This window comes from Undibacterium sp. RuTC16W, assembly GCF_049339445.1.
In the GTDB taxonomy this organism is placed as follows: domain Bacteria; phylum Pseudomonadota; class Gammaproteobacteria; order Burkholderiales; family Burkholderiaceae_D; genus Undibacterium.
This window is the reverse complement of sequence record NZ_JBMPPE010000004.1, coordinates 94,750-110,197: the sequence shown is the minus strand read 5'-3', so window position 1 is coordinate 110,197 and position 15,448 is coordinate 94,750. Positions and strand designations below refer to the sequence as shown.

Genomic DNA, 15,448 nt, shown 5'->3' with positions numbered 1-15,448 from the left:
AGTCATGATTAGTAGAAATTAGCGAATAATGGGGTGATGAAACAATATCAAGGCCGTCGAAGCTTAATAACTATTTATGACGACGAAATGACTTTCCCAAAAACACGAATTCTCAACACATCAACCGCTTTTAAATCACTCAGCCAGCATGAGAACCCCATAGACAAGTTATCCGCGCAGAGTAAACTACACTAATAAAAAAATCCGTGACTGACTTACTTTGCTTTCAACGCCTGTCGTACTATTGCCATAGAGCCGTCCGAAGGTAATGCCGGGACATCCAGCAACTCCATCAATAAAGGATAGACGTCAACATTATCAAATGCAGGCAATACTGTCGCCTGTTTAAAAGCCGGTCCGGTGGCGATAAATAATGCCTGCATTTCAGGTGCCAGATTATCGTATCCGTGCGAACCGCTCACTGTCGTCTTACCGTTTTTATCACCGGGCTCTACCAGCCAGCCGACATCGGCCAGACAAATAAATCGCGGTACCCGTGCGTTTTGTCCATAATGAAAACGTTGAGGAATAGCTTCTTTTTTCCAGCACTGCATGTGCTCATGCTTCTTCAGCAAGGCGGTAGCGACAAGCGCCTCCTGTCCGGGATTGACATCAATCCCCGCATAAGTCCCCGAAGTAATCAAACGATAGCTAGCGGGGTCTGCCAATTCATTTAACCGGATAATCCGATCAGCACTAGTAGCCGCCATACCGTGATCAGAGACAATCACAACATTGGCGTCAATATGACGCACCCGGAGTCCGTCGACTAGCTGGCCGATGGCATGATCTACGCGTGCGACATCGCTGGTTACCTGAGCAGTGTCGGGACCAAATTCATGTCCTGCATGATCGACATCATCAAAATACACGGTCAAAAAGCCAGGCCGATCACCAACCGGCTTATCCAACCACGTCAGCATTGTGTCAACGCGACCAGCCGGCGCAATCTTGCCATCAAACCGTCGAAAATCCGTCGGCAATACACCATGAATTGCAGCCTCAGATCCCGGCCAAAACATGATGCCGGTCTTAATGCCTTTTTTTTCTGCCGTCACCCAAACAGGCTCTGCCTGGTCCCACCAGCGACGATCAGTGACCGCATCACGATTACTTAGCGTAAAACGCACATCTGGTATTTGCGTATCCTCCATCGTATTGCCAACGATACCGTGATGGTCCGGCCGCAGTCCGGTAACCAAGGTATAGTGATTCGGGAAAGTAATTGAGGGGAATGATGGCCGCATTGCATCAGCACTTACGCCGTTAGCGATTAACTTATTCAGATTTGGTGTAACGCCACGGTGCAGATAATCTGGCCTGAAGCCATCAATCGAAACGAGAATAACAGGATGGTAATACGATGTGTCGATCTGCTGAGCAAGCGACGACTTAGTAACTATCTGACTGCAGCCTGCTATGGATAAAATAAGGGACAGGAAAATTAATATTGAAAACCGCGAATAAGTCATAAATTGTTTATTAAAAATAATTACAGGGATATAGTTTTGTTGCTGCGTTGAGGTATTTTTTTTGCTTATAAAATACCATTGTCGCTCATCATCCGGTTTGTTATACCCCATAGATCATTAACAGCGATTTCAGATCGAGTAAGCTAGTCATTATGCCTACTGATCAATTCCGTCGCCGATCAAATGTTGGTGTTTAAAAGCAGCACATCGAAACTCATGATTCATTACCGGCAACAAATGTTAAAATAATCACAATGGCCACTAATATGTGATGGATTCCTATGGCGTCAATACCTCAAATAAAAGTAAGGAATATGAGCGTAAAAACTCGTTTAACTCTCGCTGTCGCCTCATTTTTTCTCTTTGCTTTTGTCTTGCTGACCGCACTGTCAATATCAGTGTTTCAAAAGACCTTAGAAAAGATCATTGAAATTCGCCAATCCAGTCTTATCGAGAATACTGCCGATGAAATTGATCAAAAAATCGAACTGAGAAAAAAAACGCTAATTCTTTTGGCGAGCGATCTTGGCTCTGCAACGAAGGATGAAAACGGCCTGCAAAGTTTTCTTGAGCAACATCATAGCCTTGACGGTCTGTTTGATAATTTTGCGATCTTTGATCTTCAAGGCAAACTTATTGCGAATCTGGATAGACCAGAATCTCGGGGAAAAGTAAACATATCGACTCGTGAGTATTTTCAAAAGGCAGTTACCCAAAGCAGAGTCGTCGTCTCTCCGCCATTAAAAAGCGCTGTTTCAGGGCGTCCGATTGTCGTGATCTGCGTTCCCGTTTTTGATATAAGGGGACATATGATCTTGATATTATTGGGCACCATAGAATTGACGCAGGATAGTTTTTTAGCCGACTTTGCGAATGCAAAAATTGGGGCTGCCGGATATTTTTATTTAGTGACATCCAAAGGTGTTTTTGTCACCCATCCGGATCAGTCCCGCATTTTAAAAAACGCGGCCGATATTCCTGATCAAAACAAATCGTTAGATATGGCTCTAGGTGGATTTGAAGGCAACATGACCTCGACTACCCAGGCTGGCAAAGACGCTATATTTTCTTTTAAGCGATTGAAATCTGTCGATTGGATTGTAGCCGCTGTATATCCCTCAGATGAGGCATTTAGTCCAATTGCCGAGGTAAAAAGCAATGCCATGCTGGTCAGCATTGCATTGTTGCTACTACTGCTACCACTCGCTTGGCTGTTTATGTACCGACAATTGGCACCGCTGCAAAAATTACGCAATAAAGTCCTGAACGCAGAAGCAACCTTCGACCTGAATTCGCCGCAAAAAAAATATCCCAGGGATGAAATAGGCGAACTTGCAAAAGCGTTTGACGATGCCATGATTAAGCGCCTATCGGCAGAATCTGCATTAACGGCGAGTGAAAACAAACTGCGTTTAATCGCCGATAACATGTCTGCCTTCATTGGCTATATCGACTACAGCGAAAAATATACGTTTGTGAACAAACAAGTTGAAAAACTGTTTGGTATATCCGCAAAAGAAACTATAGGAAAAACCGTCAAAGAAGTAATGCCCCCGGCCTTCTATCAGCAAAACAAACCTTTTATCAATCAGGTTCTTAATGGAGAATGGACGCGATTTGAACGTCAGGCACAAAGAAAAGGCAATATCGAATGGGATAGAGTTACCTACGTACCAGACATCAATCAAAATGGTATGGTCGATGGTTTTTTTGTACTGGTAGAAGACATCACCGAGTTTAAACGCGTGCAGACAGAATTGACTTCAAGCGAAAAACGGATCAGAACCATTACCGACAACATCCCTGCCCTAATTGGTTATATTGATGCAGATGAACGCTATCAATTCTGCAATCGTCTCTACAGCTTGATTCCAGGAATAAATCCAGATGCAATGATAGGCCAGACCATGAAAGACGTGTTCGGCGATCAAAACTATCTGGAGCTAAAAGAAAAAATTCAGCAGGCACTCAAAGGTGAGACCGTATCTTTCGAGCGGTTTACTACGGAGCGTGGCGTCTCTAAATATTTGCAGTATGAATATGTTCCCGACGTCAACCTGGACGGATCAACTGTCGGGTTTTACACGATGGCGATTGATGTAACCGACCGTAAAGAAGCAGAATTAAAATTGCAATCCAATGAGGGATTATTGCGTGCGATCGCCGATAATATTCCCGCATTCGTGAGCTTTATTGACAAAGAAGATCGTTTTCAATTTGTCAATCGTCCTTATGAGTCCTGGTTTAATCTTCCCATTGCAGAAATCCGCGGACGTTCAGTATTGTCGTTACTCAGCGAGTCCGCTCAACAATTACATAGAGAACATTTTCATATTGCACTGGCCGGTGAAAAAACTGAATTTGAATTGCAGGTGAGCATCGCTGGCGCGTTTAATCATTACCGGGCGACTTACGCACCACAACTCAATGAGGCTGGCGCAGTGATCGGGGTTAATTCCCTGGTCAACGATATTACCGATGCCAAAGCGATCGAAACACAATTACTGGCGTTAGCAAGGTTCGATACGCTGACGGGTCTGCCAAACCGGAATCAGCTCAATGAAAGACTCGCAGAGGCAAGCGCCCGGTCAGCCAGGAGCAAGCGATCCATGGCAGTCATGTTCCTGGATCTGGACCGTTTCAAGTCGATCAACGACACCTTAGGCCATCATGCAGGGGACCTTGTTCTCAAAGAATTTGCCTATCGTTTAAAAGGATGTATTCGCCAGACCGATATGGTTGGCAGACTCGCAGGGGATGAATTCGTCATCGTGCTTGAGGGTTTAAACAGTCAGGCAGAAAGCGAAATCGTCGGATCGAAAATCATTCAGGCAATGACAGCGCCATTTAATATCGATGGCAACGCAAGAATCATTACGACAAGTATTGGTATTGCCATTTCGAGCAATCAGCATTCCAGCGGCGAGGAACTGCTGAACAAAGCAGATGAAGCCTTATATCTGGCTAAAAAAGCGGGACGGAATATTTTTAAAAGTCTTGAGTTGTAGTGGCGGGCAGATGCGAGGATATATTAAATTATTAAGATGACATGACTGTATCTTACTTAGTATCTCCACGCCTTCCTCGTACTCTTGCGCTGTCTGCGAGTCACGTGCGAGCCAACGCCCGAATGGGCTTGTTTTCAGTGAAATTCGATTCCTCAGTATGAATTCAAAACAAAGAGTTTGCCAGAGGCGTAAAAATCTCGTATAATGTTTTGCTTTCTTACAGAGAAATGTTGAAAAATAAATCTCAGTAAGATTAGTAAGCTCAGTGGTGGTCGTAGCTCAGTTGGTAGAGTCCAGGATTGTGATTCCTGTTGTCGTGGGTTCGAGCCCCATCGTCCACCCCAAGATTAAATTAAAAAGCCTGCTTTCGAGCAGGCTTTTTAATTTTCAGGACAGCTGAGAAAAGCGTGATCAGAGGTAGCAACAGCGAGGTAAAGATCTCGCCAGTATTATGATCCGGTGCCAAGGTGCGATCAGATCAGCAATTTGCTAATCAGTTTTCACGATTTTTACTTCCCCTCCCATCGCCTTCAGGTCCTATAAACGCTGCGTCACATCTTACCTTGCGCACCATTCAGTGCCCTCGCCTTCGCTTTTACCTCAATCACTTCGCGCTTCTTATCTTTGCCCTCGACTGTCAGCGTCATCAAAACAGTATCGCCTTCTTTGATCTGCGTTTTTAAATCCATCAGCATGACATGGTAACCACCGGGCTTCAGTTCAACAGCTTTGCCTGCGGGCAGCGCCAATTGAGGGACCGAACGCATCTTCATAATATTGTTATCCATTTTCATTTCATGGATTTCGGCGCTTCCTGCGACGGAGGTTTGTACATCGACAACTTGTACATCGGTACTGGACTGTAACTGCATGAATGCGCCAGTGGATTTCTGCTGAGCGACGGTAGCTCTGATCCAGGCATCTTTAACGCTGACTTCTGCATGCGCTGCCAAACTGACTAAAGCCAGACTGGCAACCATCATCTGTGCGCTGAATTTCATTGGTGCATCCTTTTTATTTAGACGTGTTTATGCTCTACATAATCCCGCAACCCTTGCATACGCGTCATTGCCTCAAGCAATAAGGCCGGGTCGCCGAGCGCCAATTTTTTACTATCCGACAAAGTCTGACGAAATACTCTGGCACCAGGTAAACCTGTCATCAACCCCAGCATGTGACGGGTAATACTATTCAGTCTGAGACCGCCTCCCTTAGGGCCGCTACCCTGACCAAACTCAGTAAGCTGTGCATGAATATAGGGTAGCATTGCCTCGACGATTTCGGCTCTCGATTTTACCGGAGCATCATCACCGTAATAACGCTGATCAAAAGTCGCCATCAGATAAGGATTATGATAAGCCTCGCGCCCTAGCATGACACCATCGGTATGCAGAAGATGCAAATCAATTTCCTGTACCGTTTTGATGCCGCCATTGATCAGTATTTCCAGTTGCGGAAAATCTTTTTTCAACTGATATGCGTATTCATATTTTAAAGGCGGGATTTCCCGGTTCTCTTTGGGACTTAGGCCTTTGAGTATTGCATTACGCGCATGGACAATGAATGTAGAGCAACCAGCTTCAGCAATTTGTCCGACAAAATCACGAACAAACTCGTACGACTGAATATCATCAATACCAATTCTATGCTTCACCGTCACATCAATACTGACTGCATCTTTCATCGCTTTAACACAGTCAGCGACCAACGCTGGCTCCGACATCAGACATGCACCGAACGCACCTTTCTGCACTCGTTCAGAAGGACAACCACAATTCAGATTAATCTCGTCATAGCCCCACTGCTGACCTAATTTAGCACTTTGTGCCAGATCAGCAGGCTCACTCCCGCCCAATTGCAAGGCAACCGGATGCTCTTCGTCATTGAACTGAAGATGACGAGGCACATCACCATGTAATAAAGCACCAGTGGTCACCATCTCGGTATATAGCCAGCTATGACGCGTAATTTGCCTGTGGAATTGGCGACAATGCCTGTCTGTCCAATCCATCATCGGGGCAACAGTGATTTTTCTTGATTTGTAAGTCATTGATTTATTTGCTATTTATTGATCATTCCTGATCAATAAGAGAGAATTCAGAATGCCCGAATTATAGCTGACATAGCGCAAGCAGGCCTGATCCGTACGTCATCCCAGCACTCTGAGTATGGTGCGGCAGCGCACAGACCTTGTGATGTATCAGTTCTATTCTGGTCAGACACTTAGCCAGGAGAACTTCATGAAATCACATCCACTTATCCGTACATGTCTATTCATTACCCCGTTGATTACCATCAGCTTACTAACCGGATGCGCCAGTAATACACCGAACAACGGATCGAATTATAGCCAGCAAACTTCGAACAACTATTCAACGCCTTACCAGAATAATGCAGCCAATTATGGTGTCATTGACGCTATCCAGGTCATACGTCCAGCAAACAGCACAAGTGGTGGCGGCGCGATTGTTGGCGGTCTGATTGGCGGCTTACTTGGCAATCAGGTCGGCAATGGCAACGGCCGGACCGCAGCGACTGTTGCAGGAGCAGTAGGTGGAGCCATGGTTGGCAATAATGTGGAACAAAACAAAAATACCCACAACACGGATCAATATCAAATTCAGGTGCGTCTGGACAACGGCAGTTTCACCACTATCGTACAAAACTCTCTGTATGACCTGCGGGTCGGAGACCGGATCCGGTTGATTAACGGCCAAGTCAACCGCTACTAAGACTCACTATCTGCCTGTATTGCTGGCATTTACCTTGCGCTTCACCGACCATTCTTCATCCTAAGGAATCTCATGCCCGACAAAAATACCGGAGATAGTTACATCGCCACGATGAAACAACAGCTTGATGAATTGAATCACACCATGCTGGAGCTGGAAGCAAAAACACAGCAGGCGCGAGAAGAGGCGTACGAAAAATACATCGCAGAAATGGCCAGGCTACGTCAACAATCTGAGTTGGCATCTGACAAGCTGATGGAACAGAAAGACGCCGGTGAAACCTCATGGAATGATCTGGTAATTGGCACAGACAAAGTACGTGACGCATTTATCAAAACTTTTCACGACTTCCAAAACAGACACTAAGCGTCATCCCCTGTCTGTTAATTTTCCGACTAATTCTCTACTACCTGACTACTGGACTACCTCATGGGCACCATCTTACTCATCATCTTAATACTCGTATTAGTTGGCGCTTTTCCAAGCTGGCCACATAGCCGCAATTGGGGTTATGGACCTAGCGGCCTGACAGGCTTAATCGTCATTGTACTGATCGTCATGTTACTCACCGGTCGCTTATAAAGCGACATCGGATAACACGACGAATTGCCAGTTTTTGCATCATTACCTCATCAAGGAATCACCATGAAAAAATCTATCGCCTACTTTTGTCAAACCATGATGAGCGTGACAGTATCTGTAGTGATCATGAACGCCAGCTGGGCACAAATCTCTCCGGATGAGATGCAACAAGCCGGAGCTCCCGTCATTGATCCGCCGCGCTGGGTTCAAGAGGATACAACACCACAAGCACGCTTCTTGACTTTAAAAAAAGAAGCCGGTGCAGTACTGCAAGAGTCTCAATTCGCTTGCAAAAAATTAGATAAAACTATGCGGGCATCCTGTCTACAAGAGGCACAAGCAATGTATCGGCATGACATCGCCAGAGCTAAATCCATGATGCAAGAAACACCGCAATAAATAAGCAAGTATAGATAGGCAGACAGCGGCTCATCAATCAATCAACGAAAAACTCTGCTGCTAACAACACCGGCAACAACAGATAGCGAATCAATTCGCCTAATCCATCTTCATACAATCATCAGGAACACTCAATGACCCTATCAAATAACATCGCGGCCAGCATGCTATTGCTATCCGGACTAGTACCATTACTGATCGCTCCTGCAACCGCACAAGCACAGCAATACAGCACCTCACAAGTAACTCCGCATATTGACGGCTTCAATGTCGATGAGGTACGTCGCATCGCACCGGGTGTTGAACTCAACTTCGGCATCTATGGCACTCCTGGTGGTATCGCAACGCTGCGCATTGCTGGCGCGACTCGCAATCTCACTCTGGTAGAAATTGAAGCCGGTCAATACGAAGGTACCTACACCATCAACAGTCGCGACAAAATCGCAGCCCGCAGCCTGGTCACCGCTAATTTACGTGTTGGCAATCAAGTCACCAGTGCGGTACTCAATGAGTCTTTACAGGTTGGTGTCGGCTTCCATACGAATCAGACCATGTCCGGCCCTATGCCAAGAATCGACCGTTTTAATGTTGATCCAGCGCGCGACCTCAATGGTGGTAATGATTTACGCTTTACGGTATTTGGCACACCTGGCGGCAAAGTCGATCTGACAATCAATGGCGTGAAAGGCAAATTGTTTTTATCCGAAATCGCCAGTGGCGAGTACAGCAACTCCTATACCATTCGCAACCGTGATCACATCACACCAAATAGTCCCGTTATTGCTAATTTACGCGTCATCGATCGTGGCATCGAGCGTGTCACCAGTGCGACTTTGGGTAAGATTCTGCAAATAGCTCCAACGCAAAATCAGGTACAAATCCCAGTACAAGCTGCACGCATTTGCTATAACTGTGGCACCGTAGAGGCCATCAACCTAATTGAAGTCAAAGGCGAAGGTAGCTACCTCGGAACGATCGGTGGTGGCGTCGTCGGCGCGCTGTTAGGCAGCCAGGTCGGTGGTGGCAACGGGCGCACGGCAGCAGAAATCGCAGGTGCTTTAGGCGGTGCGTATGCGGGTCGCAACATCGAAGGCAATGCGCGGAAAACCAATCACTATGAAGTCGTCGTCCGTCTTCAAAATGGCGCGACCCAAACTATCCCTTTTAGTAATGAGCCGGGCTATCGCGTCGGCGACAAGGTACAGATCAATAGTGGCGTCATCAGCCGGAATTAATTATCTCTTACGTGATTCACTTCAGAATCCAGTGCGGGTATTCCGGAGTGAATTTTTAATTTAATTCAAGAGTTACGCAAAACGGAGAGCTGCTGCGCACCGTTCATGTGGGAACTTCTCACATTGAACCCGCAGGCTGGATGCGGGTTTCAAAGACATTTCGTGCCAACAGGCTCATAAAATATGTGACTCCGATTTTGCGAACTTCAAAAAATTTGTAATCGAAATCGCATGGAGTTAACTAATCATGCCTTTTCTCTACGGCTCTTACTCTGTCTCTGCGATGCGAGATTTTAGTTTTTGCGTAAGTCTATAATTAAATATAATCCATCTAACAGGTTCAGCCGGAGCAAGTATGCAACGCACTACTCAGACTTATCTTGCTTCGTCTTATGCCCATGCAATCCGCATGCTAAGCATAATCATCCTCAGCGCCATAACAGGTGCCTGCGCATCACTGCCAGAAGTTCGTTATTTGAATTCAACGTTGTCAGCACCTGCCAGTCCAACTGTCACCAATGCGCAAGGTACTCTGAGCACTAAAAAAACCTCGGCCTTACTTGCCAGACACTGGCGTAATTCGCATACCAATATTGCGGCACTCGCAGCGCTCGAAGAAGCCGCTACCGGCAGCCCTCTGATCGCCGGTAATAAGGTTACTCTACTTTACGATGGCCCTCAGACTATGGCCGCGATGACAGAGGCTATAAATGCCGCTAAAGATCACATCAACCTGGAAACTTATATTTTTGATCAGGACGAACTAGGTATCCGCTTCGCGGATTTATTAATCGCCAAACAAAACGCTGGCGTACAGGTCAACATCATCTATGACAGCGTGGGCACCATAGGCACACCACAAGCCTTCTTTGACCGGATGCAAGCTGCCGGAATTCACTTGCTCGCATTTAATCCTGTCAACCCAGTCAAACTGATCGGCCCGTGGGAACCCAACAACCGCGACCATAGAAAAATTCTGATCGTTGATGGCATGGTCGCATTTACTGGCGGCGTCAACATCAGTGCGGCGTATTCGAACAGCTCTTTATTCCGCTCCAAAACCAGACGCGACACGAAAGTCGGCTGGCGCGATACTCACATCAAAATTGAAGGCCCCGCAGTCGCTACCTTGCAATGGGTATTTATCAATAACTGGATTAGCCAAAAAGCGCCCGAGTTAACTGACAGTGATTTTTTCCCACAGTTGAAAGAGATGGGCGACAAGCTAGTCCGCGTACTCGCCAGTGCCCCCGATAGTCATCATGAAATTTATAAAGCCTATATTCTGGCGATACAAGAGGCAAAGCAAAGTATTCACATTACCAGCGCCTATTTTGTACCGGATGCTCAAATTTTGCGCGCGTTGAGTGAGGCCAGCCAGCGCGGTGTCGATGTAAAAATTATTTTACCCGGCGTCACAGACAGCGGCCTGGTGTTTCATGCCGCGCAGTCTTTTTATTCCGGGATGCTCGCTAACGGGATCAAAATCTATCAGCTACAAATTGCTGTCTTACACGCGAAAACTGCCGTCATCGACCAGTCCTGGACCACGGTGGGATCAACCAATATCGACACACGGAGCTTCTTGCATAATAATGAGATTAATGTTGTCGTATTTGGAGAGGATTTTGGCAAAGCCATGGAAGCAAGCTTCATAGAGGACTTACGCTACTCTGTCGAAATTACACCGCAAGAATGGGAAAAACGCCCCATCAGCGACAAACTGAAGGAATGGGCTGCACGTCGTATCGCCTATTGGTTATAGCCTGATGAAGAACATTAATTAGCCCGCCAGAAATATCAGACGAAAGCTGAACATCTTAGCCACAACAAGCAGTCCCAACGGATACATGGAGTTGCAATGCAAGGCATTAAACAAGGACAGTGGATACCATCAATGCAATACCTGAGCATCGCGCTGGTCATGCTATTCAGTGCAATCGTCGTCAACTCCAGTGCAAACGCAGACAACGATCCTAACGCATCAGATCCAGTCAAAATAATGCAGGAAAAGTATGTCGCAGTCGAGCTACAGCTCAAGCAAAATCAATTCAACCGACCACTCGTATTGGAGTCTGCAGAGATAGACAATCGCTTAAAAGGGGATATCTATGCCGTCATCAATTACCCGATAGCGACCGTCACAGCAGGTCTCAATAATCCAGAACACTGGTGCGATATCATGCACCTGCACATTAATACCAAATACTGCCATGTCATCAAACATCCGGGCAGTGATACACCGGCAACTGCACTGCGGATTTATATCGGCAAAAAAGTACCCGAAGATCTGGCCGACGCCACGCGGGTCGAATTCAATTATCAGCTCGCTACAGCGACATCCGATTATCTGCAAGTAAAACTCAATGCCGATGAAGGTCCGTTAGGTACCAATGATTACCGCATCATTCTCGAAGCCGTCGCACTATCAAAAACAAAAACCTTCATGCACCTTACCTACTCCTATTCGGTGAGTCTTACAGGTCGTATTGCAATGCAAACCTATCTCGCTACCATAGGGCACGGCAAAGTAGGATTCACCGTGATCGGTAAAAAAGCGGACGGGCAACCAGACTACATCAGCGGCGTGCGCGGCCTGATGGAACGCAATACCATGCGCTACTATCTGGCGATCGACAGCTACCTGAGCGCAGCCAATAGCGCTCCAGACACGCAGCTAGAGAAGCGTCTGCTCAACTGGTATTTGGCAACAGAGAAATATCCACGCCAACTTCATGAATTGGAACAGAATGACTATGTTGAGATGAAGCGTGCCGAATATGTGCGGCAGCAAGCAGTGCACTGAGAATGCAACATGTAATCAGTTCGTTATGAATATGCGCAATCACTTCTGACTAACGCTGATTGATTTAGATTGATTTAGATTACTTTATCATCAAGCTAAGTTAATGCCAGCTCTGCCTAAAATGTTGCAGATGCCGTGACTGAATTGATGACCTTATATGGATTGATAGTGCTTGATAGAAATTGACAGTACTGATGCACCATTGGTCTATAACGCTGCCTATTGAACTTATTGACTATGATCTGTAAACATAGGCGTTGAAAGAAATTCTTTTGTGATTATTTCTGCTAAAAAAAGCGCCTGGCAAGCGGGTTGTTTTCCATATCATCTGCGCTATCGGTACCGGCAAGATAAAAATCACCAGTCAATCCAACTACTTTGGATATTGACTAGTGCCGAACTATAAGCCTGAACTCTACCGCTTGCGCACGACCATTCCTAACAACAAGCCAACACCCGCCGCTGTGGCAATCGCACACCAGGGATTTTCTTTGACGTAATTATCGGTAGATGTCGCCAGCTCATTCCCTTTGACCACGGCACTGCTCTGTACTTCGCGAGCCTTCACCAGAGCGGCATCCAGCATCTGCATTGCACGAGTTCGGGCTTCTTCTGCTTTCTCTCCGCTCAATGCGGCGGCGGCGACGAACAGCGCTTGTGAATCTTTGAGCAAGACTTTAACGTCCTTGTTCACTGCTTTTATATTTGATTCCAACATGATGTGTCCTATCGGGGTTATTAGGATAATTAGGGTAATTGGGTTGATCTGACCTGTGGCATATCGAACTGTTTCGATACACCACAAACCAGAAATTTTTACTGTTAGCGTTGAGCGGAGAGCTAATGATTGAGTTTGTTAAGTGACGTCGAATTACGCAAGTAAATCACGCATATCATCAGCATGCTCTTCTTCCATCGCCATAATCCCGATCAGCATGTGCTTGGTCGTCGGGTCTTTGTCACCGATACGTTCTATCATCTGACGATAAGCTTCGATAGCGATGCGTTCTGCGATCAGATTGGCTTTAATCATTGATTGGATATTGCCCGAATCATCGTACTCAGCATGACTGCGCTCAACTAACGTAGCAGGATTAAAATCCGGACTGCCGTTCAGTTGAACAATCCTTTCCGCGAGTAAATCAGCATGCGCTTGCTCCTCCGCTGCATGTTGCAAAAACTCCGCTTTAACCGGACCATTCTGCAAACCGCTGACGGTGTAGTAATGACGCTTGTAGCGCAATACGCAGACCAGCTCGGTCGCCAGTGCACCATTCAACATATCAATAATTTCTTTACGATCTGCCTGATAGCCCACTGTCACTGCGCCGTCATCCAGATTTTTTGCTGCATCACGGATGGCTGCCGTATCGAGGCCAGCGTGACTACTGTGTTTTATGTCGTGCATGATGTCACTCCCCTATTTACTACTGCTGTTAGTTCGAATCGTCTGAACCGGTTTAGTTACGCTGCGCTACCTTACCGCTAGCGTCAGACAATACGATCTCAACACGGCGATTCAGTTGACGATCTTGTGCTGTTGCATTGCCAGCTACCGGAAAGGCTTCACCATAACCGCGCAGCGCTACTCGTTCACCGGCGATACCCATTTCCTGTAAAGCATTACGTACCGCAGTGGCACGACGTTCTGATAATTGCTGATTGTGTGCAGCACTACCTGTGCTGTCGGTGAACCCTTCTACCAATACGGTACGTTGCGGGTTTTGTTGCAATACATCAGCCAGTTTTTTTGCGGTACGCATACCATCGGGATTCAGGCGTGACATATCAGTGCCAAACAAGACATCACCTAAGGTAATGACCATGCCGCGTTCTGTTTTTTTAGCAGCGAGATCGGCGAGCTGTGCTTCCAGCTGCGAGGCGCGCGCCTGAGCATCCTGTGTCTGACGCTGTGCTGCATTAGCCTCATCCTTCGCCATCTGTGCTTTGCGCTGTGCATCAGCCGTTTCGCCCTGGGCAATCTGTGCAGCGAGCTTCGCCTGATCAGCACTGATTTTTGCCTGGTTCGCTTCGTTAGTGCGTTGATCTAAGCGGATCTGGTCGCGCTCTTTACCGGCATTCGCGACGTCAGCCTCAGCAGATTTTTGCTTGGCGACTTCTATAGTCAAAGCAATTTTTTGCTTGGCAACATAAGCGAGCTTGTCAATTTTTTCTGCATTGTCTTTATTGTTTGCCGCTGTATTGGCCTGATCTAATGCCTCAGTTGCCTGCTTCATTTCCAGTGGTGCATAGCTCTCCACCTTAGGGTTGCTCTGTGCTGCTGCGTAATCATTGCGTGTCTGATCCAGCAGGCTGGTTGTCTTTGGCATGGAACTACAAGCAGAGACGAAGACTGCCATCGCTAACAGTACAGGAGTGAAATGCGTTTTTTTCATGGAAATACCTTTTAATTTTATCGAAATAAATGTGTCTGCAAAGAGAGTCCGATGCAAACTTGATTACAGGTCAACCGGCAATCGATTAATGCATGACGGCGCTGGTATCAATGTCGTGAATGGAGTGTTATTTGTTAGCATTGTTACGGATCAGCTCTTCGCGCAAGACGCGAATATCGTCCTGCAAGGCATCGGCAGCCGCTTGTGCTTTAGATGAATTTGCTTTGCCCTGGGCTAGCTTGGCATCAGCCTGAGCTTGTGTTGCGAGGTCATTGGCCAGCTTGTAGTCTTTTGCCGCCATCGCTTGATTGGCAAGCGTCATCTTATCGCGGGCAGATGCCATTTCAACTGGCGCAAATTCTGCAGCACCAGCGCCAGAGGCATTCTCTACCGCGGCTTTAGAGACGGCGACATTGGCCGTTGCCGGTGTTTTCATACTGCTACAACCCGTGATGAATACCAGCGTAGCGGAGGCTAGCACTGCGATTGATAAGTTGGTATTTTTCTTCATAATTTTTCTCCGGTGAACGATTAATCGAGCGAGTTTGTAACCTCGATGTCCATCGTTATAAGCGGTATGGCAGGCAAGATCAGTACGCTGACGCACATAAGCTCGATTTTTAAAAATCTGAATTACGCATCATCGCCATCAACGATTCAGGCGCATCCGCTGGCATCGGCTAGCGCCGGATACAGCAGGATTGAGTACGCCAACGCACATACCAGAAGCATCACTTTGCGTATGCTGATCCCATCAAAAACGCTGTTCAGTCGCTGGTAAATACCAGCGCTAACTAACAACTACAATAGCCACCAGA

16 protein-coding genes and 1 tRNA gene are annotated in these 15,448 nt (G+C 46.7%); 10 read left to right on the top strand and 7 right to left on the bottom strand.

What is annotated here, in order from left to right; all coding sequences use genetic code 11:
- Positions 1 to 215 precede the first annotated feature (215 nt).
- Entirely contained in the window at positions 216 to 1,472 is a 1,257-nt protein-coding gene (locus ACO0K4_RS09460) for an ectonucleotide pyrophosphatase/phosphodiesterase (RefSeq protein ID WP_422956378.1), read from the bottom strand.
- Between the two features lie 314 nt (positions 1,473 to 1,786).
- Between ACO0K4_RS09460 and ACO0K4_RS09455 the strand changes: the two genes are divergently transcribed.
- On the top strand, positions 1,787 to 4,480 hold the full coding sequence (locus ACO0K4_RS09455) for a diguanylate cyclase domain-containing protein (protein ID WP_422956377.1): 2,694 nt from the start codon (positions 1,787 to 1,789) through the stop codon (positions 4,478 to 4,480).
- A gap of 268 nt (positions 4,481 to 4,748) precedes the next feature.
- Positions 4,749 to 4,824 (top strand) — tRNA-His (locus ACO0K4_RS09450).
- A 207-nt stretch (positions 4,825 to 5,031) separates the two neighbouring features.
- Here the strand turns inward: ACO0K4_RS09450 and ACO0K4_RS09445 are convergent.
- Complete coding sequence (locus tag ACO0K4_RS09445) at positions 5,032 to 5,481, bottom strand: copper chaperone PCu(A)C (RefSeq protein ID WP_422956376.1); 450 nt, start codon at positions 5,479 to 5,481, stop codon at positions 5,032 to 5,034.
- Positions 5,482 to 5,498: 17 nt separating this feature from the next.
- Positions 5,499 to 6,530: a tRNA dihydrouridine(20/20a) synthase DusA gene (gene dusA, locus ACO0K4_RS09440; RefSeq protein WP_422956375.1), complete on the bottom strand. Its 1,032-nt coding sequence runs from the start codon at positions 6,528 to 6,530 to the stop codon at positions 5,499 to 5,501.
- A gap of 190 nt (positions 6,531 to 6,720) precedes the next feature.
- On the opposite strand from dusA, the gene ACO0K4_RS09435 reads away from it, so the two are divergent.
- From ACO0K4_RS09435 to ACO0K4_RS09405, 7 genes are all read left to right on the top strand, one after another.
- On the top strand, positions 6,721 to 7,212 hold the full coding sequence (locus tag ACO0K4_RS09435; RefSeq protein WP_422956374.1) for a glycine zipper 2TM domain-containing protein: 492 nt from the start codon (positions 6,721 to 6,723) through the stop codon (positions 7,210 to 7,212).
- 72 nt (positions 7,213 to 7,284) lie between these two features.
- Positions 7,285 to 7,578 carry a hypothetical protein gene (locus ACO0K4_RS09430; RefSeq protein WP_422956373.1) on the top strand — a complete coding sequence of 98 codons (294 nt, stop codon included), beginning with the start codon at positions 7,285 to 7,287 and terminating at the stop codon, positions 7,576 to 7,578.
- A 63-nt stretch (positions 7,579 to 7,641) separates the two neighbouring features.
- Positions 7,642 to 7,794 carry a DUF3309 domain-containing protein gene (locus ACO0K4_RS09425; RefSeq protein WP_422956372.1) on the top strand — a complete coding sequence of 51 codons (153 nt, stop codon included), beginning with the start codon at positions 7,642 to 7,644 and terminating at the stop codon, positions 7,792 to 7,794.
- Positions 7,795 to 7,857: 63 nt separating this feature from the next.
- Positions 7,858 to 8,193 carry a hypothetical protein gene (locus ACO0K4_RS09420; RefSeq protein ID WP_422956371.1) on the top strand — a complete coding sequence of 112 codons (336 nt, stop codon included), beginning with the start codon at positions 7,858 to 7,860 and terminating at the stop codon, positions 8,191 to 8,193.
- A gap of 134 nt (positions 8,194 to 8,327) precedes the next feature.
- Positions 8,328 to 9,428, top strand: a complete 1,101-nt coding sequence (locus ACO0K4_RS09415) for a glycine zipper 2TM domain-containing protein (RefSeq protein WP_422956370.1) — start codon at positions 8,328 to 8,330, stop codon at positions 9,426 to 9,428.
- A gap of 355 nt (positions 9,429 to 9,783) precedes the next feature.
- Positions 9,784 to 11,193, top strand: a complete 1,410-nt coding sequence (cls, locus tag ACO0K4_RS09410) for a cardiolipin synthase (RefSeq protein WP_422956369.1) — start codon at positions 9,784 to 9,786, stop codon at positions 11,191 to 11,193.
- A gap of 96 nt (positions 11,194 to 11,289) precedes the next feature.
- Positions 11,290 to 12,234, top strand: coding sequence for a hypothetical protein (locus ACO0K4_RS09405; RefSeq protein WP_422956368.1), 945 nt, complete (start codon positions 11,290 to 11,292; stop codon positions 12,232 to 12,234).
- A 415-nt stretch (positions 12,235 to 12,649) separates the two neighbouring features.
- On the opposite strand, the gene ACO0K4_RS09400 is transcribed toward ACO0K4_RS09405, so the two are convergent.
- The 4 genes from ACO0K4_RS09400 to ACO0K4_RS09385 all read right to left on the bottom strand — a co-directional run bounded on the left by ACO0K4_RS09400 (position 12,650) and on the right by ACO0K4_RS09385 (position 15,141).
- On the bottom strand, positions 12,650 to 12,952 hold the full coding sequence (locus ACO0K4_RS09400; RefSeq protein WP_422956367.1) for a DUF883 family protein: 303 nt from the start codon (positions 12,950 to 12,952) through the stop codon (positions 12,650 to 12,652).
- A gap of 153 nt (positions 12,953 to 13,105) precedes the next feature.
- Positions 13,106 to 13,642, bottom strand: a complete 537-nt coding sequence (locus ACO0K4_RS09395; RefSeq protein ID WP_422956366.1) for a ferritin-like domain-containing protein — start codon at positions 13,640 to 13,642, stop codon at positions 13,106 to 13,108.
- A gap of 52 nt (positions 13,643 to 13,694) precedes the next feature.
- Positions 13,695 to 14,630, bottom strand: coding sequence for an OmpA family protein (locus ACO0K4_RS09390; protein WP_422956365.1), 936 nt, complete (start codon positions 14,628 to 14,630; stop codon positions 13,695 to 13,697).
- Positions 14,631 to 14,757: 127 nt separating this feature from the next.
- A complete protein-coding gene (locus tag ACO0K4_RS09385; RefSeq protein ID WP_422956364.1) occupies positions 14,758 to 15,141 on the bottom strand; it encodes a DUF4398 domain-containing protein in 384 nt (127 codons plus the stop codon).
- A 45-nt stretch (positions 15,142 to 15,186) separates the two neighbouring features.
- Between ACO0K4_RS09385 and ACO0K4_RS09380 the strand changes: the two genes are divergently transcribed.
- Entirely contained in the window at positions 15,187 to 15,411 is a 225-nt protein-coding gene (locus tag ACO0K4_RS09380; RefSeq protein ID WP_422956363.1) for a hypothetical protein, read from the top strand.
- Positions 15,412 to 15,448 lie beyond the last annotated feature (37 nt).